20 protein-coding genes are annotated in these 19970 nt (G+C 37.4%); 14 read left to right on the top strand and 6 right to left on the bottom strand.

Features of this window, described 5'->3' with window-relative positions; genetic code table 11:
- Window positions 1–25: 25 nt before the first annotated feature.
- The 4 genes from gldB to ACIQXP_RS18885 all read left to right on the top strand — a co-directional run bounded on the left by gldB (window position 26) and on the right by ACIQXP_RS18885 (window position 3204).
- Complete coding sequence (gldB, locus tag ACIQXP_RS18870) at window positions 26–1060, top strand: gliding motility lipoprotein GldB (RefSeq protein WP_387506805.1); 1035 nt, start codon at window positions 26–28, stop codon at window positions 1058–1060.
- A 61-nt stretch (window positions 1061–1121) separates the two neighbouring features.
- Window positions 1122–1892 carry a patatin-like phospholipase family protein gene (locus ACIQXP_RS18875; RefSeq protein ID WP_293743242.1) on the top strand — a complete coding sequence of 257 codons (771 nt, stop codon included), beginning with the start codon at window positions 1122–1124 and terminating at the stop codon, window positions 1890–1892.
- Window positions 1893–1906: 14 nt separating this feature from the next.
- The gene (locus ACIQXP_RS18880) at window positions 1907–2419 is read left to right on the top strand and encodes a hypothetical protein (RefSeq protein ID WP_387506803.1); all 513 of its coding nucleotides are present in this window, start codon (window positions 1907–1909) and stop codon (window positions 2417–2419) included.
- A gap of 86 nt (window positions 2420–2505) precedes the next feature.
- On the top strand, window positions 2506–3204 hold the full coding sequence (locus tag ACIQXP_RS18885; RefSeq protein ID WP_293743244.1) for a hypothetical protein: 699 nt from the start codon (window positions 2506–2508) through the stop codon (window positions 3202–3204).
- On the opposite strand, the gene ACIQXP_RS18890 is transcribed toward ACIQXP_RS18885, so the two are convergent.
- The 5 genes from ACIQXP_RS18890 to ACIQXP_RS18910 form a co-directional block, all read right to left on the bottom strand.
- Window positions 3205–3921: a 2-phosphosulfolactate phosphatase gene (locus ACIQXP_RS18890; RefSeq protein ID WP_293743245.1), complete on the bottom strand. Its 717-nt coding sequence runs from the start codon at window positions 3919–3921 to the stop codon at window positions 3205–3207.
- An 84-nt stretch (window positions 3922–4005) separates the two neighbouring features.
- Window positions 4006–5085 carry a glycine cleavage system aminomethyltransferase GcvT gene (gene gcvT, locus ACIQXP_RS18895; protein WP_293743246.1) on the bottom strand — a complete coding sequence of 360 codons (1080 nt, stop codon included), beginning with the start codon at window positions 5083–5085 and terminating at the stop codon, window positions 4006–4008.
- Window positions 5086–5208: 123 nt separating this feature from the next.
- On the bottom strand, window positions 5209–5490 hold the full coding sequence (locus tag ACIQXP_RS18900; RefSeq protein WP_400454097.1) for a hypothetical protein: 282 nt from the start codon (window positions 5488–5490) through the stop codon (window positions 5209–5211).
- A gap of 111 nt (window positions 5491–5601) precedes the next feature.
- A complete protein-coding gene (locus ACIQXP_RS18905; protein ID WP_387506799.1) occupies window positions 5602–6804 on the bottom strand; it encodes a glycosyltransferase in 1203 nt (400 codons plus the stop codon).
- Between the two features lie 22 nt (window positions 6805–6826).
- Entirely contained in the window at window positions 6827–7435 is a 609-nt protein-coding gene (locus ACIQXP_RS18910) for a ribonuclease HII (protein ID WP_293743248.1), read from the bottom strand.
- 87 nt (window positions 7436–7522) lie between these two features.
- Here ACIQXP_RS18910 and ACIQXP_RS18915 point away from each other — a divergent pair, with 87 nt between their 5' ends.
- From ACIQXP_RS18915 to ACIQXP_RS18935, 5 genes are all read left to right on the top strand, one after another.
- Window positions 7523–8212 carry a hypothetical protein gene (locus ACIQXP_RS18915; RefSeq protein WP_293743249.1) on the top strand — a complete coding sequence of 230 codons (690 nt, stop codon included), beginning with the start codon at window positions 7523–7525 and terminating at the stop codon, window positions 8210–8212.
- 8 nt (window positions 8213–8220) lie between these two features.
- Complete coding sequence (locus tag ACIQXP_RS18920) at window positions 8221–8559, top strand: TfoX/Sxy family protein (RefSeq protein WP_293743250.1); 339 nt, start codon at window positions 8221–8223, stop codon at window positions 8557–8559.
- 87 nt (window positions 8560–8646) lie between these two features.
- The gene (locus tag ACIQXP_RS18925; protein ID WP_387506796.1) at window positions 8647–9267 is read left to right on the top strand and encodes a hypothetical protein; all 621 of its coding nucleotides are present in this window, start codon (window positions 8647–8649) and stop codon (window positions 9265–9267) included.
- Window positions 9268–9374: 107 nt separating this feature from the next.
- Window positions 9375–9905: a DUF4251 domain-containing protein gene (locus ACIQXP_RS18930; protein WP_145861793.1), complete on the top strand. Its 531-nt coding sequence runs from the start codon at window positions 9375–9377 to the stop codon at window positions 9903–9905.
- A 324-nt stretch (window positions 9906–10229) separates the two neighbouring features.
- Entirely contained in the window at window positions 10230–10439 is a 210-nt protein-coding gene (locus tag ACIQXP_RS18935) for a hypothetical protein (RefSeq protein ID WP_293743252.1), read from the top strand.
- Between the two features lie 84 nt (window positions 10440–10523).
- Here the strand turns inward: ACIQXP_RS18935 and ACIQXP_RS18940 are convergent, their stop codons facing one another.
- The gene (locus ACIQXP_RS18940; RefSeq protein ID WP_293743253.1) at window positions 10524–11051 is read right to left on the bottom strand and encodes a thioredoxin family protein; all 528 of its coding nucleotides are present in this window, start codon (window positions 11049–11051) and stop codon (window positions 10524–10526) included.
- Window positions 11052–11256: 205 nt separating this feature from the next.
- On the opposite strand from ACIQXP_RS18940, the gene ACIQXP_RS18945 reads away from it, so the two are divergent.
- The 5 genes from ACIQXP_RS18945 (at window position 11257) to ACIQXP_RS18965 (ending at window position 19689) form a co-directional block, all read left to right on the top strand.
- The gene (locus ACIQXP_RS18945; RefSeq protein WP_293743254.1) at window positions 11257–11913 is read left to right on the top strand and encodes a TatD family hydrolase; all 657 of its coding nucleotides are present in this window, start codon (window positions 11257–11259) and stop codon (window positions 11911–11913) included.
- Between the two features lie 46 nt (window positions 11914–11959).
- Window positions 11960–12751, top strand: coding sequence for a tRNA threonylcarbamoyladenosine dehydratase (locus ACIQXP_RS18950; protein ID WP_293743255.1), 792 nt, complete (start codon window positions 11960–11962; stop codon window positions 12749–12751).
- A gap of 78 nt (window positions 12752–12829) precedes the next feature.
- Entirely contained in the window at window positions 12830–16048 is a 3219-nt protein-coding gene (locus tag ACIQXP_RS18955) for a UvrD-helicase domain-containing protein (protein ID WP_387506791.1), read from the top strand.
- A 1-nt stretch (window position 16049) separates the two neighbouring features.
- Window positions 16050–18911 (top strand): PD-(D/E)XK nuclease family protein, encoded by a 2862-nt coding sequence (locus ACIQXP_RS18960; protein ID WP_402759955.1) that lies wholly within the window; start codon window positions 16050–16052, stop codon window positions 18909–18911.
- A gap of 220 nt (window positions 18912–19131) precedes the next feature.
- Complete coding sequence (locus ACIQXP_RS18965; protein WP_293743258.1) at window positions 19132–19689, top strand: GNAT family N-acetyltransferase; 558 nt, start codon at window positions 19132–19134, stop codon at window positions 19687–19689.
- The last annotated feature ends 281 nt before the right edge of the window (window positions 19690–19970 follow it).

Below are 19970 nucleotides of genomic sequence, written 5' to 3' on the forward strand. Positions count from 1 at the left end.
ACAGGTGTTTATATATTTGTGTTACATGATGTATAACGTAAAACACTGGCAAATTTATCTAATTTTTCTTTTTGCCATCATATTTATTTCCTGCAAACATAGCAACCGGCCCGATGTTAGTAATATAGAGGTAAACATCAAAATTGAAAGATTTGATCAGGAACTTTTTAAAGGAAAAAACAAAAATGTACTTGAAGTAAATAACCAACTTGCTTCAAAGTATGGTGTGTTTTACGACGATTTTATCCATCGGATTTTAGACAGTAAATTTTCCAACACCGAATCGTTGACCAATTTATACCATGATCAGGCCTATACCGATTTAAGCAAGGAAGTGGATAGTGTTTTTCCAGATTTAAAAGTACAGGAAGATGGATTAAACCAGACTTTTAAATACATTAAATATTATTATCCAAAAGCGAAGATTCCAAAATTCATTTCTTTTGCCTCAGGTTTTGCTTACCAGATGCCTGTTGGAGATAATTATCTGGGCATCGGTTTAGACATGTTTCTGGGTAAAGACAGCAAATTCTACAGGGCTATTGTGCAAAGTGTACCTCTTTACCTTTCGAGGAGGTTCACGCCTGAATATATTGTGCCCCGTGTTGCCGAAACTTATGTCCATGAAGAACTTTTTGCGGAGCCTGATGATAACAGGACTTTATTATCTAAAATGATTTTTCAGGGAAAGATTTTATACTTTCTTGATCAGGTTTTACCCGAAAATGTAGGTGATTCGACCAAAATCGGATATACCCAACAGCAATTAGACTGGGCGCAAAACTTTGAAGGGGACATTTGGGCATATTTTCTGGAGAATAATTATCTTTTCGAAACCGACTATCAAAAAATCCAGGTATTTTTATCAGAAGGACCTTTTACCCCAGGTTTAGGCGAAAATAGAGAATCGGCACCAAAATTGGGCGTATGGATAGGCTGGCAGATTGTGAGGAAATATATGAGTACGCATCCAGATGTTACTTTGCAACAGTTAATGGGTGATAACGATGTACAGAAAATTTTAAATCAGTCGAAGTATAAACCAAAGCAACAGAGGTAGTTTACCGTTAGCAGAAACCAGTTATATCAAAATCAGTTCAAATATTAACCTAAAGGAAAAAATGAAAGTCGGCATTGTATTATCGGGCGGGGGTATTAGGGGAATCGCGCATTTAGGTGTTTTGAAGGCCTTCAGTAATTTAGGGATTACTTTTAGCCACATTAGCGGAACAAGTGCAGGCGCCATAGCGGGATCTTTTTTTGCTGCCGGCATAGATCCCGAAGAAGGGTTAAATATTTTCCTTAAAACAAAGCTTTGGCGCTTTGTACGTCCGGCGGTAGGTTCGCTAGGACTGATTAATATTGAAAATACCGCTTTGATTCTGAAGGAATATTTTCCTGAAGATTCTATAGAAAAGCTAAAGATACCTTTAACCATTGCTGCCGTAAACTTTAGTGAAGGCCGGTTGGTTTACTTTACAAAAGGGCCACTCATCAGGGCTGTCCATGCCTCAAGCTGTATACCCGGTATTTTTAAACCCATCATGATTGATGGCCAAATGTATGTAGATGGTGGCATTTTAAACAATTTTCCGGTTGAACCTTTAATGGAAAACTGCGATTTTATTATAGGCTCATCCTGTAACCACCTCAAACCAGTTGATAAAATTACAGGTATCACCAATTTAATGGGGCGCGCAGGTATTATGTCTATTAACCATGATATGGAAAGAAAAGCTAAATTCTGTAATGTATTAATCGAGCCAAAAGGTTTAGGGGCAATCAGTACTTTCGACATGAAACGCGCAGAAGATATTTACTGGCTGGCGCATGAAGAGGCGTTGATTACGATCAGGAATACGCCAATAATAAGGGATTTGATTAAAAAATAATTGCTAAAAAATTAATGCCTCGACAAAGCTTAAAAACATTTCTAAACGATTACCATCTGGTTTTTTTTATATTAATTGCTTCAATTTTATTCATAATCGGTTTTTGTTTATTTCCTAAACCTAATCCGTACTCAGCGGTTTTATTAACTACCTTATGCTTTGGCAGTTATTATCTGGCCATTTGGATTTCTGGTGCAGAGGCTAACTTTACACATGACGAACAATCATTAGAGGTTACTTTATTCGCCAGAAACCTGAACATTTACCGTATGCTTTATATTCCATTAGCAGATGTAAGAGGTTTCGGACTGGAACAAATCACCAGGGGTAGCTATGGTATAATTATTTATTTGACTAATTCAGATTATCATAAATTCTCTGTGCGGAAGTATGAGGAAGCCATTGAACTAGAAGCATATCTTTCTACATTTTTGAATAAGCTGACAAAGGATACTCACCCAAAATATCCTAATTTTTTATCAGCATTTGCCTTTGCGATCAAAAAAGTTGCTTTTTTTTATTCATAACAATAGCTTTTGCGTTTAGCATAGTTGAGTATGTTAAGTTTTCAAACTTATTCACCTTTATCTTTTGCGTCTGATTTAATGTAACCGTGTGGTTATTTATAATTCGAAAGCCAATTAAAAAAGCGCTTTTCAGGTTTGGGTCATTTTACCATTTCCCTAATCTATTTATTTATCTGGCACCTTTATTAGCTATTATAATCTGCTGGAAAACTGAAGAGATAAGAAGCAAACCAATTTCATTCAAAAAACCTCATGAGCTCATTGCAAAAAGACCGTATTCATTTTACCAATTTGATCAAACCGTAATTAATCCTAAAATAATTGACATTTCTACATACATAATTTCTGGAAATAGTAACCAAAGGGAAAGGACATTTAGCGTTACACACTATTTTGCCACGCCTTTGGCGAGCTTGGATTCCATCCGTGTCAACGGAAGATATAATATATGGTTGGTAAAAACTTTCAAGCAGAAAATCAGAAAAGATTTGGGTGCAGAATTGAAGACTAATCTCATTCAGCACTTTCATAATAAAACAAAAACTGAATTTGAATACCTCTTTAATACTGCACCAGTTTTTTATAAAAACAACTTTAATGATAGAATAGCAAACCAACTATTGTACGGAAGCCCAAATGCATCTAAACAAAACTACATTCTAGTCCCTCATTGGGAAAAAATTCAGGTTTATAAAAATGAGCAGCTTAGCGAAATATATTTACTTGTAATTGCAATAATAATTTCAAGCTTAGTTGGATGTATTTTTATTGCTGTGAACAGATAGTTAAGAAACTAATTTTATCAATCGCTCTCCTTTTAAAACGGGAATGGCTTCACAAACGTTTAGCTGCAAACAAAAAACAACATCTTCTTCTATATTCAACTGAGCCAGTCGATGGCTATGTGATGATTTATGAAGGTATTTCCTTAAATCTCCTTTAGCTATAGCATACAGATCTTCGGCTGCCACACTCGAATCATCGAAATGCTCGAAATTTTGACGAAGATTAGTGACCACTGCGCCTGCAAAAAGGGTATCCTCTAAATTGAACTGATCTTTCCAGCCTGCACAAAGCAAAAGCACATTTTTATCCTGACTTTTCAAATAACTACAAAGAGAATCTAAATTTAAGAAAGATCCTATTACAACCTGAAAGGCCCTTTTCTGTGCCAAATGTAAGGCCTTAGTTCCATTGGTAGTGGTTAAAACAACTGTTTTCCCGTTTACTTTCTCGTGAGTATAAGAGAATGGCGAATTCCCGAAATCATAGCCTGCAACTACCTCTCCGTTTCGTTCGGCTGCCAATAAAAATCCACTATCACGATAATTTAAACAATCCTCTACCTGAGCTACGGGAATAATTGCTTCAGCTCCGTTATCTATTCCATAGGTAATGGAAGAGGTAGCCCTCAAAATATCGATCACCACTACAATGCTCTGCTCAATATCGTATAAATCGATCAAGGCTGGCGTTAAACAAACTTCTATTTTTTTTGACATTTGAGGAGATATGAGTCTTGAGATATGAGATATGAGATTTGAGACGGTGTGTCGTCTCAAATCTCATATCTATTGTCTCAAATCCTATTTATAAAAAGGAAACTTAACCACTTTAGCTTTAATTGGCGTATTGCGGATCAAAATAAAAACTTCAGTTCCTTCTTTAGCGAAATCTTTTGCAACGTAACCCATGCCGATTGCTTTTTGCAAAGAAGGTGCCTGGGTACCGGAAGTTACTTTACCAATGACATTTCCTTCAGCATCAGCAATTTGATAATCATGGCGTGGAATACCTCGATCAATCATTTCAAAACCAACTAATTTCTTTTCAATACCGGCCTCTTTTTGTGCCAATAAAGCTTCAGAATTAGTAAACTGTTTAGAAAATTTGGTAATCCAACCTAATCCTGCTTCAATTGGCGAAGTTGTATCATCAATATCATTTCCGTATAAACAAAAACCCATTTCTAAACGTAAAGTATCACGGGCACCTAAACCAATTGGCTTAATATTGTATGCCGCACCCGCTTCAAAAATGGCATCCCAAATCTGATCGGCATATTGGTTTTCGAAATAAATCTCAAAGCCACCAGCGCCAGTGTAACCTGTTGCAGAAATCACCACATTATCAACTCCGGCAAAAGTGCCTTTTACGAAAGTATAATATTCCATTGATGCCAAATCAACTTCAGTTAAACTTTGTAACGCATCAGCTGCCTTTGGTCCTTGAATGGCTAACAGAGAAGTTTGATCAGAAATGTTGTGCATTTCTACGCCTTCTGTATTAAACTGTTGTATCCAGTTCCAATCTTTTTCAATGTTCGATGCATTTACCACCAACATATAGGTTTTATTATCTATCTTGTAAACCAAAAGGTCGTCAACAATACCACCATCTTTATTGGGCAAGCAAGAGTACTGCACTTTTCCGTCATATAACTTAGCGGCATTGTTACTGGTTACTCTTTGAATAAGGTCTAGTGCATTTTCACCTTTAAGAATAAATTCACCCATGTGGCTCACATCAAAAACACCTACTCCATTACGAACTGTTGCATGTTCGGCATTAATACCTTCATAAGTAACAGGCATATTATAACCTGCAAATGGAACCATTTTAGCGCCTAAAGCGATGTGTTTTTCTGTTAATGCGGTATTTTTCATCCGTAAATTTTATTTTTTATGAATAATGAAGCGATTACAATTTCAACCCCAATTATGGCGATTTTATGCTTATTCTTCGCGGGGCAAAACTACTAAGAAAAAGACAAAATTTTGAGGTTAATTTTATAGGCGTTTTTCAGGCTGAAAACTGATTTGATGAAAAACTTCAGCCTTACAAAATGATATTACTTCACCGAAGAACAATTGACAATAATAACAAAGAAAATGTAGTACAAGCAAACGAAGTGCCGCTATGCTTAGGGCGGAGAAATACAAAATTTGATTTGGAGCGCAAAGTCCGTGTAAAGCCATAAATTTCATCCCGTTTTTCGCTTCGCTTCCTCGTGCCTCGTTGCTGCAGGGTAACGCTTCAACCGGGGCTGGAAACCCAATACAGCGTTTCATTTTTAAGGTTGCAGGACTTAGAAGCAGACACCACTTAATCCGATCAAAGCTATTCGATAGAATGATTTCGGTTGCTCAGTATAAACAACAACCCAAGGGATACAAATCTTGTTATGCACTAACCAATTCCTCATAAATTTTTAACATTTTACCGGAAATTAATTGAACGCCATGATCATTTTCAACTGTTTTCCGTGCATTCTCTCCTATTTCTACCCACCGTTTAGGATTGATAACACATTGTAAGATGGAACGGTAAAATTCATCCGCAGAATCAGCAATTAAGATATCATGTCCGTGCCTGCAGTTAATCCCCTCGGCTGCCGTGGTTGTGGCAATGATGCATTTTTTCATTGCCATACCTTCAATAATCTTAACCCGCATGCCGGTACCAGAAATTAGTGGCACGATCATAATGGCCTTGGAGTTCATAAACTCTACGGCATCAAACACCTCTCCCTCTACTATCAGGTTCTCAGAATCGTATTCAAAAAAATGTTTCTGCATGTTTTTCCCGGCGATATAAAACCGGAGATCCTTATTCAACTTCTCAATATCTGGCCAGATATCATCTAAAAACCACTCTAATCCTTCCTGATTGGGCCGCCAATCCATTGCCCCTAAATGAAACAGCGTAGGAAAACTGGTTTTGGTCTTGTCTACCTTATATTTTTCCAAATCGATGGCTACCGGAAAAACCGACATCGGAACTTCGCAACCAAACCTCAATATGCTTTGGCGATCGGGTTCGGAAATAGCAAAAATGTGGTGAAAGCGATTAATCTGATCAGTTTCATAAGCTTTAAGCCGTTGTGCTAAAAAAGCCAGGTATTTGCGCCGAATAAGAAACTTTTCTGAATGCGAAAGGCGTTCCCATAACGTAAACTCGATATTATGCGCCCGGTAAATCAGCTTAGCATTACTATTTGCCTTAACCACGTCCAGATAGGGTACCACAAACAGGCCTTCAAACTGAATGATATCGAATGCATTTTCCCTTAAAAGATTTTCCAGCTGCCGGGCAGCATCTTCACTGTAGTACCGGGAAACATTATAAGATTCGTTAGTGAAAATATTAAAAAAAGCAGACCATACATTTACATCTGTATCTAAATCGCAGGTATGGTATTTAATCTCTTCAAAAACAGGGTCATAAATATCTTCAATATCAATACGCCCTTTTGTTGGGTTAAGGCTAAACAATGTAATATCTGCGCCAAGTTGCAGCAAACCTTTTATGGTATTGTATACCACAATCGGATAACCACTGTTTGGCGGAAAGGGAATCCGCTTAGTAATTAACAAAATTTTCACAACGTGGTGAAAATACGAAATTTTAGGCGTTTTTTGAAAACAGTTCCAACTGAGGGGCGCTCACATTAAAAGTTTTGCGGTGAAAAGGCGATAAGCCTATTTCGAGTACAGCTTTACGGTGTGCAATGGTTGGATAACCTTTATTTTGCTGCCAATTATAATGAGGGTAACCTACATGCAGGTTGGTCATATATTCATCCCGATGTGTTTTGGCCAATATGGAGGCCGCTGCAATATTGAGGTATTTACCATCGCCTTTAACAATACAGCTATGAGGAATCTGAGGATAGGTCTTAAAACGGTTTCCATCAATAACCAGGTATTGTGGTGGCGTTTGCAATTTTTCAATGGCCCTGTGCATGGCCAGAAATGATGCATTTAAAATATTGATGCGGTCTATTTCTTCATGATCGCAAGAGGCTACTGCCCATGCCAGCGCTTCCTGTTCGATAATTGGCCTTAACAGCGCCCTTTGTTCATGAGAGAGCTGTTTGGAGTCGTTTAAACCCTCCAGAACAAAACCCTTAGGCAATATCACCGCAGCTGCAAAAACAGGGCCTGCAAGGCAACCTCTTCCCGCTTCGTCACACCCGGCCTCTAGTAATTCTTCCTGATAGCAGTTTAACAACATGTTGCAAATTTACTGAAATAGCGATAGTAAGAAAATTATTTTGTTCAACATCTTTTAAACATTAATTTTAAAGATAAAGGATTTACAATGCGTATCATTAAATTAACTCTTATTTTTTGCCTGTTATGTTTTACGTGTTTTGCGCAAAAGAAAAAACATGCAACTCCCGCTCCACCACCGATTGAACCTCCATCAGAAGCAGATTATACTGTTTTAGAAAAACGCATGGCTTGTTTGTACCGTAATAAATATTCTTCCATCGAGCGATTAAAGTTCTTTCCTTTTAACCAAAATAAAACGGTTATGCTAATCTCTTTTGAACCGCCCGATATCAGCGCCGAGATTATTTATAAAGATACCTTTAAAGATACAATCAATACCGAGGTTAAGAACGAAGTTCATGATGCATTGCTACAAAAAAAACAAAAACTAGATCTAAAAAGATTGAAAGAAAAAAAGGTGTTGTCAGCTTTGGAATTAAATAAACTTACTGATATCCTCTATAACTTTAGTTATACCTCTACCAAAAGCTATAAAGGATTACTGATAGCAGAGTCAGATGGATATAGCTGTTATGAGCCACGAAATGGAATCGTATTTTTAGATGAAAATGGATTGATTGCAGAATACATAGAAATCTGTTTTGAATGCCATCGCAGAAGAGAAAGCTCTGAAAAAATGAATATTGGAAAATTTTGCACAGAGAAATATGATCTGATCAGGAAATATTTCCGAAATAATGGCATTAAATATGGCACAACTAAACTGACTGAATAAATTAAACCGTGAGATACAACGAAAACCTTGCCCTCCGTGTGGCTGAAAGACTGATGCATATACCTGATATAGAAGAAAAACTGATGTTTTCAGGATTGGTGTTTATGGTAAATGGCAAAATGTGCATCGGTGTTTCCAAAGCCGGTATGATGGTTCGGATCGATCCAAATGCTTTAGAAAACTTATCACATAAAGATGGCTGGGAACAAATGGTAATGGGTGGCAGACCGATGAAGGGTTATATTTCGGTATCAGAAAATGTTTTAGTCAGAAATGATGAACTTGATTTCTGGGTTAAACTTGCCCTCGATTTTAACCCCTTTGCAAAAGCGTCAAAAAAGAAATAATGAGTGTAAAGCCTAAAGATTTACCAAAACAACTAATTTATATTAAACCGTATTTTTTGATTAATTTTACTTTTCTAATCAAATTTTATGAAAAAAGGAGCTGCTCTAGCGGTATTTCTGCTATTTATCTCATTAATTGCTCTGGCTCAAATTAAAAAAACCATCGTATCACCTGCAATCAAAGCAACAAATACACAACAATTAAAGGCGCAGGAACCTGAGGGGCATTATTGTGATTATTGCAAACTGAGTTATCCTGAATCGCATTTCCCATGCATCATGAAATCCATTAAAGGCAAACTAGATGTAACAAGCGGAGAAATCAGTTTTGTAGCCGGGCAACCTATTGGTGGCATAGTGGTAAAAGCAGTTAACATCCCGGCAGGTGAGGCAACTAACCTTGTAACTAATCAAAATGGAGAAATAGAATTTAACAACGCCATCGCGGGGAATTATAAATTTATTATTATGGTTCCTTCAAATAATCCCAGATCGCGGGTAGCCGGATCACCAATTGGCGGTATTATTGTTAAAGGCGGTAAAAATCCTGGAGGAAATTTAATCACCCTAATTACAAACGAAAATGGCGAAATAGAACTGAATAACATGCCTCCCGGCACCTATAAATTCACTGCCACGGGGGCTTCCGAAACCGAAAAAAATAATTCCTTATATAAATCAAATCATTCGGAAAAGATGAATCCTTAGTAAAAAACTAAAAGCATTTGATTTAAGTTTCGTTCTATTTTTGGCACTATTATGGAATCTTTCAAATCTCTGCATCTTTAAATTGTGACACATTTAAAAAACACACGATGAAACGTTTAAATTTAATATTGAGCTTTGCATTTCTTTCGATCGGATTTCAATCTTTCGCCCAAACCGACAAAGAAACCACAATTAAAATTGTAGCAGATAAAAATTACAACTTTATAGCTAACACAGCCACGCCAATGGCCAACAATGACATTAACAGAATATTGGCAGCAATGCCAGGCAGTCAGGCAGGTTCTTCAATAAACCTAACCGGGTCTCAATACGATGTTAAGGTTACCAAAGACAGTATTGTGGCTTATCTACCTTATTTTGGCAGGTCTTTTTCTGCTCCGATGGATCCTACACAAGGCGGAATCAAATTTACTTCAAAAAATTTCACCTATAAAGAATCCAAAAATAAAAAAGGCATGTACACCATTCAAATTGAAACAAAAGATGTAATAAGAGAGAATTATCGGTTTACAATCAATATTTCTACCAACGGATATGCTTCATTAACGGCCAGCAGTATAAATAAACAGCCCATCTATTTTAATGGATATTTGGAAGAGCCTAAGAAAAAGGATTAAAACTTTGTTATTCTTAAAAAGAATATATTTTATAAAAATCAAATAAGTGACAGATAGATTTTATTTTGTAGTATACTTCGATCAATCGTCATTCCCAACTTGATTGGGAACCACATAGAGCTCATGAATGCCCCTGAATAAAAAACCACTCATCAATAATCTTAATGTAAGCGCTTTAAGATTTCCACAGCAAAGAATCTAAAAAGGATCGCTAGGCTAATCAGGGAAAGGCAAACTTACCGAATACGTTTTTGTTGTTCTTTAAGGCTTTCTCCAAAACAATTTCACTATCAAAACGATTATCTTATATAAAATCTTAAAGTTATGATAGACCCAGAAAACGATAATTATTCAAACGATCCTAACGATGCTTTACGCAGAGAGGATGATGTAGAAAATATCAATGAAATTAGCGGTGATGATACCAGCATTGAACACGATAAAGATTTGCTGGAACAAGCCGATGAAGCTTCAAGAGCCTCTTATGAGTTGAACCTAGATGATGAGGTGGATGAAGATGAACTAGAAGATTAACAAAAAGCCTTTCAGATGCGAAAATCCGAAAGGCTTTTTAAATATTCAGGCTCGATGTTATAGTTCAGCCTTTACCTGAAACCACTACTTAGCTTTATAAGTTTCAGGATCAACTGCTGCTCTTGTCCACCCTTTCAAAAATGAGGTAATTTTCTTTACATCATGTCCTACTTTCTTTTTACCGTTAGCGTCAACTTCTTCCGTTTCTAAATAAGATGAATTTTCGATGTGCAATACTTTGCCTTTTCCATCAAGAATTACGAATACCGGAAAACCAAAACGTTGAGGATAACCTAAACCAGCCAGAACACTTTCATTTTTATTTTCAGGACTATAGTTAACCAGTACCGTCTCGAAATTATCGTTGATGTATTTTTTTAGCGTTGCTGTGGTATCAATCAGGTTATGAAATGCGATACACCAGCTGCACCAGTTACCACCAACCTGTAACAAAACATGCTTATTTGCTTTGGATGCTTTTGCAACCGCAGCAGCAATATCCACTTTAGCATCTGCCTGCGGGTTATAGATGTGAACATTTTCCTTTGTTGCCTGGCTAAAAGCCACAGTCGAAATCAATATTGTCGTTAATAAAATAACTAATTTTTTCATGATTTTTAGAATAATAAGCAAAGATAATAAAGTCTATAATTTTAATAGATTATTCGCAAATTCTTTACAGAGAAGCAACATTATTGGTCATTGGTCATTGGTCATTAACAGAACCTGGTGTTGCGGAAAGGTTAAAAACCATTCGCATTTTTCCATTAATCCTTTTACATCGTCCAATTTACATTTAACTATCTTTGCATTAGAAATGGATTTCCTAGATATACATACCCATAAAGTTGCCACTCAAAATGGGGTAGTCAGCATTCAAAGCCTGTCACTAACCCAGGATATCTTTTTAGCCATGCCTAAAACGAAACCTATTTCGGTTGGTTTACATCCATGGTTTGCTAAAATTGAACATCTTGACCCGCAGATGAAATATCTAATTGTCGTAGCCAATCAAGCAAATGTAAAACAGATTGGTGAGTGTGGCTTGGATCGGTTAAGAGGCGAAAACCTGGAGAATCAGATTATAATTCTGGAAAAACAGATCGAATTGGCAGAAAAGATCAGAAAACCTTTGATTTTGCATTGTGTTAAATGTTTCGCTGAATTAATAGCGATTAAAGACCGCTTAAGGGTTAAAGTACCTATGATTATCCATGGCTTTAATAAAAACGAGGAACTTGGCAAGCAACTGCTGGATAAAGGATTTATACTTTCTTTTGGTTTGACTATCCTGAAAGAAAACTCCGGTGCAGCGAAACTGATTCAAACCACCAATAATTTTTTCCTGGAAACGGATGATGCTGATATTTCGATTGAGGAAATTTACCGGACAGCAGCCATTTTAAAAAAATGTACTGTAGATGAACTCAAAGCTCGTATTTTTACAGACTGGAATAAACTAAATTTAATATAGCGCTGTCATTCTGAGCCTGTCGAAGAATACAGCTAAATACACAAATATGTCTGACGTTAGCTGGCTTTCGCGCTCTGCCCTGCTTGTAGGTAATGATGGGATAGATAAACTTCAATCAAAACATGTTCTGGTAATCGGCTTAGGTGGCGTGGGTTCTTTTGCCGCCGAATTCATCTGCCGTTCCGGAATTGGAGAAATGACGATTGTTGATGGTGATGTGGTTGACCCCACCAACCGAAACAGGCAATTACCTGCTCTGGCTACCAATCATGGAATAAGCAAGGCTGCCATTATGCATGAACGTTTATTGTCCATAAATCCTGAATTAAAACTGCATGTGGTTAATACTTTTCTTACGCCAGAGAAATGCAGGGAAATTTTAGAAGCCGATTTCGATTACATTATGGATTGTATTGATAGTGTGATGCCTAAAATTACATTATTAGGAACCGCTTTGGAAAAAAATATTCCCATTGTAAGTTCAATGGGCGCTGGTGGTAAAATGGATCCTACCCGTTTAAGAATTACACTGCTTCCTGATACTTACCAATGTGTTTTTGCCAGTTATGTGCGTAAGCGGCTGAATAAACTTGCCAACGCGGCAAAAATAAAAGCTGTTTTCTCTACCGAAGAAATGGATAAAAATTCTATGATTATGACTGATGGGAGCAATTTTAAACGCTCTGCTTATGGAACAGTTTCTTACCTGCCTGCAGCATTTGGTGGTGCATGTGCTTCGGTAGTAATCCGCGATTTGCTTGGCCTCCCAATTGAAATGGCCGAACGACCTGCGAGGATCAGCCATAAAACATTAGCCAAAAAGAAGAAAAAACCGTAAATGGGCGCATTGTTGATATCATGATTTCGGAAAAATTTTAAATTGTTGTAAGTTTAAATTTCCGAGAAATATCACATTATGCCCCAGCCCCTCAAAATTCTTCAAGCCTCTGCAGGTTCCGGTAAAACGTTCAGTTTAACCGCGCATTATCTTACCCTGCTTTTTAGCAGTGAGAATAAATATCGAGAAATTTTGGCCGTAACCTTCACCAATAAGGCTACAGAAGAAATGAAAACCAGGATACTGGAAGTGCTGCTTGGACTGGCAAAAGGCGACTCATCAAAAAAAACTGATGACTATCGGAAACTTATTTTACAAGCCTATCCGATATTAAGTCCACAAGAGTTACAGATCAAGGCAGATAAAATATACCGTAAAATCCTGCATGACTATAGCCGTTTCTCGGTAAGTACCATTGATGGTTTTGTTCAAAAAGTAATCAGGGGTTTTGCATTTGAGCTGGGCTTAAATGCCGATTATAATTTAGAAATGAATTATGACAAGGTAAAAGATGATCTGGTAAACAAACTGGATGAAGCTTTAGATCATAACAAACAGCTGTTACAATGGATTATCGACCTCGCCATTGAGCGCATTAGCGATAACAAGAGCTGGAACTATAAATTCGAACTTTACAATCTGATTGGTGAAATTTTCTCCGAACGTTTCCAGATTTTTGAAGATGCGGTAAACACGCTTGGTCTGGAAAACATTGACGAATTATTTAAAAAATACATCAGCATTACCAAGGCAGAGATAAAGAACTTTGAAGAAGAATTGGTTTCGCTGGCAACAGAGGCAAACGAAGCTCTGAACGTAATCGGGGTGGAAACCGAGCACCTAAAGGGAAAATCGAGAAGTCCGCTGGCTAAAATTATTCTTGTTGTCAGGGGCGATTTTTCGAAGATCGAGCCACTTTTTAACCTCATTGATGAGCCTGATGAATGGTTTCAGAAAAATGCAAATTTCCCTGAAGCCTATGATACGGTAAATCCAATATTAAAAAAGTTAAAAACGCATTATTTAACCCATTTACCAAACTACAGTCTGGCGATTGCCTTTAATAAAAACCTTTATTATTTAAGGTTAATGCAGGAAATTGCCATGCTTTTAAAAGAATACAGGGCCGAAAACGATAACCTGCTGATCAGCGATGCACAAAAACTGATTTCTGGAATTACAGAAGATGCCGGAGATAATCCATCCTTTATCTGGGAAAAAGTAGGTAACCGTTACCGTAATTTTCTGTTCGATGAATTTCAGGATACTTCTACCAGTCAGTGGGGAAGCTTTAAATCCCTGCTGACAAATGCTATGGCTACACCGAGCCAGGATCTGATCGATCACCTGATAGTTGGCGACACCAAACAATCTATTTACCGCTGGCGCAACGGCGATTGGAACATCTTGCACAAACATGCTAGATTAGATGTTGGTGCAGAAAATGTACTGGAAGAAAGCTTAGCTGAAAATTACCGGAGTGCCGAAAATATCATTACATTTAATAATTTCCTTTACAAGGCCATTCCCATAACCCTGCAGAATGAACTGAATGAAAATCTGGCCACCAAACCTGAAAGCATTGCCAACTGGTGGCAAGAACAAAATTACCAGCAGATTATAACCGATATTTATAGCGGCTCTACCCAGAACTTTGCTACGAACACCTTAAAAGGTGGAACAATTAAGATTAAAAAGTTTGGCAAAGACCATGCACCCAATGAACCGCGTTTTACAGAAACTGTTTTTAGGGATATTGCATTAAATGATATTGTTGAAGAAATAAATGATCTCAAAAACCAACAGCAATATGCATTAAAAGATATTGCCATTTTAGTTCGATCGAACAGCGAAGCACTACTTACTGTTAAAAAATTAATGGAGCATAACTTACCTGTTTTGTCAGGAGATGCCTTATTGATTTCCAACAATTCGGCCATACAGCTCATTATCAATACACTAAAAGTATTAATTGGTTTAGAAGCACAAACAGCATTATACAAAGCCAACTGTATAGCACTTTACCATGCCCTACATGAAAAGGAGATTGATGCCACTTACTACCTCAACCTTACCAATAAACCTTTAAGCACGCTTACCACGGTTTTACCGGTTGCTTTATGCGAAAACTGGCAAAGCTGGTTACAGCTACCCCTGCCTGAACTGGTAGAGATTTTAATTGAAAGTTATGGCTTAAAAAATCTCACCACCAACCTACCTTACTTACTTGCGTTTAGAGATTTAACCGCCTCAGCCGCAAAACTTGGTGAAAAAGGTATTCTTTCATTTTTAACCTGGTGGGAAGAAGATGGCATTAAAAAATCATTGCCTTCTCCGGATGGGGCTGATGCCATACAGATCATTACCATCCACAAATCGAAAGGCCTGGCTTTTAGGGCAGTTTTTGTACCTTTTTGCAATTGGGAAATCAAGGGCAAAGCCAATGGCAATTTCTGGGTATCTTCAGAAGAGACGGTTTACAAGGACCTAAAAGGCATTCCACTAAAATACAATGAAGCGCTGGCTGATTCGGCAATTGCGAAAGCCTATTACGAAGAGCTGCTTTACAACAACATGGATGCGTTGAATATGCTTTATGTAGCCACTACACGATCCAAAGATTATCTTTACATTGCTACGATGGCTAAAAAGGAATTGAAATTATCCAATATGGGCGATGCCATCAATTTCACTTTTGATGAGCAGTTTGATGAAAACGGCGTGTACGAAATTGTAGAGCCTGTAACTGTTGAAAGTAAGGTGGAAGCCTCTAATTTCATCAACCTGAATAGTTATCCAACCACGACGCGCCTATCAGAACTTTACATCCCATCTGAAGACAAACACTTAAAACATTTGGTAAATATTGAAAAATCAGGAAGAAAAGGTTCTTTGCTGCACGATATCCTGGCCAGCGCCAACACACAGAAAGAAGTTGATGATTATACGGCCAACCTTGTTTTGCAGGGAATTATCAAAGAAGAAGAAAAACAGAAATTAATCTCATCCGCACTTGAAGTATTGGAACACCCTGAGCTCAAAGAGATCTTGGGTAATGCAAGCGAAAGCATTGTAGAAAAAAACATTATCGATACCAATGGGAAACTGCACCGCCCTGACCGGGTTTTGATCAACAACGACGAGGTGATTATCCTTGATTATAAATTTACCCTGGAAGAAAGCGATAAACATATTGAACAAGTCAATAATTATAAGGTTTTACTTACTGAAATGGGTTACCAGAATATCAAAACCTATCTTTTCTATGCAGTTAAAGGCAAATTGAAATTAGTATAGTATGCAGATGAAACCATTTTTACAGGAAGTTGCCGAAGATTTAGTTGCCCGGTTTGGAAATCAGCTGGAAAACTGCGCCATCGTTTTCAATAATAAACGACCATCGGCTTATTTACAAAAACACTTTGCAGATATTATCGGCAAACCATTTTTTAGTCCGTCTTTTTTTAACATACAGGAGTTTTTTGCCAGTTCTACGAGTTATAAAATAGCCGATTTTTACCTGCAGTTTTTTACGCTACACCGCATCTATAATCAACTGCTTGCAGAAGAAAAACTGGAAACTATTTCCAGTCATAAGTTTTTTCCTTTAGCAAAAATCATTTTAAGCGATTTTAACCAGATTGATGCCGATTTGGTTGATGCAGAAAAATTATACCGCGATCTGGAAGATATATCAGTTATCAATAAAGATTTCGATTATTTAAGCCCGGAGCAATATGAGTTTCTTGCCCAATTCTGGACGTCTTATTCCGAAGGAAAACATAAAAAGCAGCAGGAACTGTTTATCAAGATGTGGCGCAGGATGCCGAAACTTTACCATAAATACCACGCAACACTTAAAGAGCAAGGTTATTTAACCAATGGTTCTGTTTACAGGTATCTGGCTGATGATATTACCCGTCATCAGGAATTCATCTCTAATTTCGATAAAGGCAAGATCATTTTCATTGGATTTAACGCTTTGAGCAGTGCCGAAGCCAAAATATTTACCCAGTTACAGGAAGCAGGTAAAGCGCTATTTTATTTCGATGCTGATACGTATTATTTAGATGATATTTCGCAGGAAGCAGGCTTGTTTCTTCGTAAAAACATCAATCAACTTGGCCTGAAGGATGAGTTTGCCAATCAGGAAAGTTTAATGAAATCTGCTCCGCACCAGGTAAATGTTTTTAAGGTTCAGGGGCAATCTGCGCAGGCTAAAATACTAAATAATATTTTAGAAGAAGATTATACCAGCGCGGAAACGGTTGGAAAAACAGTAGTGGTTTTAGCAGATGAAGGCCTGTTGATCCCCACACTGCAAACGATCCCCACTAACCTGAATGGAAAAGCGATTGACCTCAACGTAACTATGGGTTTTGCGTTATCAACTTCAAGTATTTTTGGTTTGGTTGATTTGTGGTTGATGAGTCAGCTGGAGATTTTACAGCGGGATAAAGTAAGTTACAAAAATGTAGAAGCTTTTTTAACACATCCACTAACGGGCCTTAGCCAAAAAATGCGCGATAAAATTTTAACCGCATTATTGGAAGAAAATCAGGTAGAGATCGATCATAAACGCCTTTTACGTCAAAGTGGGCTGTTCGAAGCTTTTTATAAGAAAATCGATGATCCAAAACATGTGGTTATCAACCTATTGGATGTATTGGATTATGTGCTCACCCGATTATCAAATGCAAAAACGCTCAAAAAAATCGATGCAGAACTGTTTGTAAAAACCATTCAGGAATTGAACAGGCTTCACGATACTTTTAGCAACCACATCGGTAAAGAAGAAATTCCTTTTGTAATTTACCTTGTACAAAAATCACTACAGGCTATCGCAGTACCACTTTCAGGCGATCCTTTAAATGGCATACAGGTAATGGGACTGCTTGAAACCAGGAACCTGAATTTCGATAAAGTGGTAATTTTGGGTTTTAATGAAGGAATCATTCCTAAATCATCCATTGGCAATAGCTTTATTCCAGATTCGATACGTCGTGTTTATGGCCTGCCTGTTCTTGAAAATCTTGATGCCATTTCAGCCTATATGGTCTACCGTCTATTACAACGTGCAAAGAATATCAATTTTGTCTATAATAGTTTAACTGACGAATCTACTTCAGGTGAAGCCAGCAGAATTTTAAAGCAACTGGAGTACGAAAGTGGCTTCGATTTTACCTATAATGAACTTAATCTGGAAGTAAAAACCGAGCCTTTTAAGGAAGTAAAAATCGAGAAAACCAATAACGCCTTTATTCAGGAAACACTTCAAAAATACCTGGATAAAAAGAAGGTGCTATCCCCTTCTGCACTTACCCAATACATTTCTAATCCCATAGATTTCTTTTTCAATTACATTGCGGGTATTAAAGAACCTAAAGAAATCAGTGCAGTGGTAGAAGCCAACGAAATCGGTTCCATTCTGCACAAAGTGATGGAGTATTTTTACGAGGATCTAAGGTCTGCTGAAATTACTGCAGCGCATATTGAAGAGAAACGTAAACAAGTGCCAGCATTGATCCAAAAAGGATTCAATGCTGTCATGTTCAAAAACCCTGACATGATCATGGAATACAAAGGCATGCAAAAGGTTATTTTATCTATTGTAGAGGCTTATGTAAATATCATTTTAAATCAGGACGAAGCCCAAACCCCATTCACGATCATTAGTCTGGAACAAAAGGTGGAGGCCGAGATCAGTTTCCCGTTGCGAGGAAAAGAAGCCAGTATCAAAATCTTTGGCTTTATCGATCGTGTGGATGTTAAAAATGGCGTGACGAAAATTATAGACTATAAAACTGGCAGCGACAAGCTGACGTTTAAAGATATTCCCGAGTTGTTCAACTCTGATGGCAAAAATATCAATAAAGCACTGATCCAGACCTTATTATACACCTATGCTTACGAACAGTTCTCGGGCAAAAGTTTTGTAGAACCAAATCTGTATGTGGTAAAAACCATGAGTGTAGACGGTGTATGGTTTAAATCGGGCAGGCAAACGCTATCAGGAGCTTATTTGGAAAAGATTAAACCGGAATTTCTTGACGAATTAAGAAAAAAGCTGACCGAACTCTTCGAAGCTCCCTATTTTGTGGCCAGCAAAGTTGAGGAAAACTACAAATATTCTATTTATAAAACTTTATTTGGAAAGTAGTTATAATCGCAAAGAAGCAAGTAAACTGCAAAAGGCACCAATCCCTTGCTAAAATAACCACAGGACAAATCGGGTAAAAGACACAGAACACACAGAGCCTGATTGAAAAACATCAGCTTTGTGCCCTCTGGGTAGATCTTTCTGTTCCCGTGGAAGAACAAAACTTTGCATGCTTTGCAAAAAACTTTGCGTGCTTTGCAGTAATCTCTTAAATTTAAAAATGCTAACCTTAAATTTCACCAATTTTCCTATACTCGAAACCGAGCGCCTAATTCTTCGCGAACATGACCTTAACGATGCAGAGACTCTGTTTAACATGCGTACCAATGAGACCGTAATGAAGTATATTGATAGGGAAAGACCAAACGATATTTTTGAAATAAAAGATTTTATTTCCCGTTTTAGAAATGGCTACGAAAATGGGGATAATCTGGCCTGGGTGATAGCCTTAAAAGATGAGCCGGGGCAAATGATTGGTTCTATAGGATATTGGCGTACCGACTTCGCCAACCATAGGGCAGAGATTGGTTATATGCTACATCCTGATTATTGGCGGCAAGGAATTATCTCTGAAGCCTTGAAACGAACCATCGATTTTGGATTTAATGAAGTTAACCTGCATACCATCAGTGCAAATATTAATGTAGAAAACGATGCTTCCAGACAGATGCTGATCAAACATGGCTTTAAAAAGGAAGCACATTTTAAACAAGATTATTATTTCAGAGGCCGGTTTCTTGATAGTGAAATTTATGGATTATTGAATCCAAACCACTAATGCTAAATAATGTAGTCGTCATCATGGCTGAAATGAAGGCCTCTAAATAACTTTAGCTTCGCTGCCCACTTCATGGTTCGCTACCTCATTGCAATCCGCTCCAAATAACTGCAGTGCGAGAGGTAGTTATTTCGTAAAAAGCACCAATATTAATACAAAAAAGCCCAACAAAAACGGAATTGCCCAATAATATTTCCTCATTACTGGAATTATTAAAAAAATCGGTTAAAAAAACATTAACTAATTAGACAAAACACTTATAATTATTACAAAACATAGGC

This window comes from Pedobacter suwonensis, assembly GCF_044762335.1.
Lineage (GTDB): Bacteria > Bacteroidota > Bacteroidia > Sphingobacteriales > Sphingobacteriaceae > Pedobacter.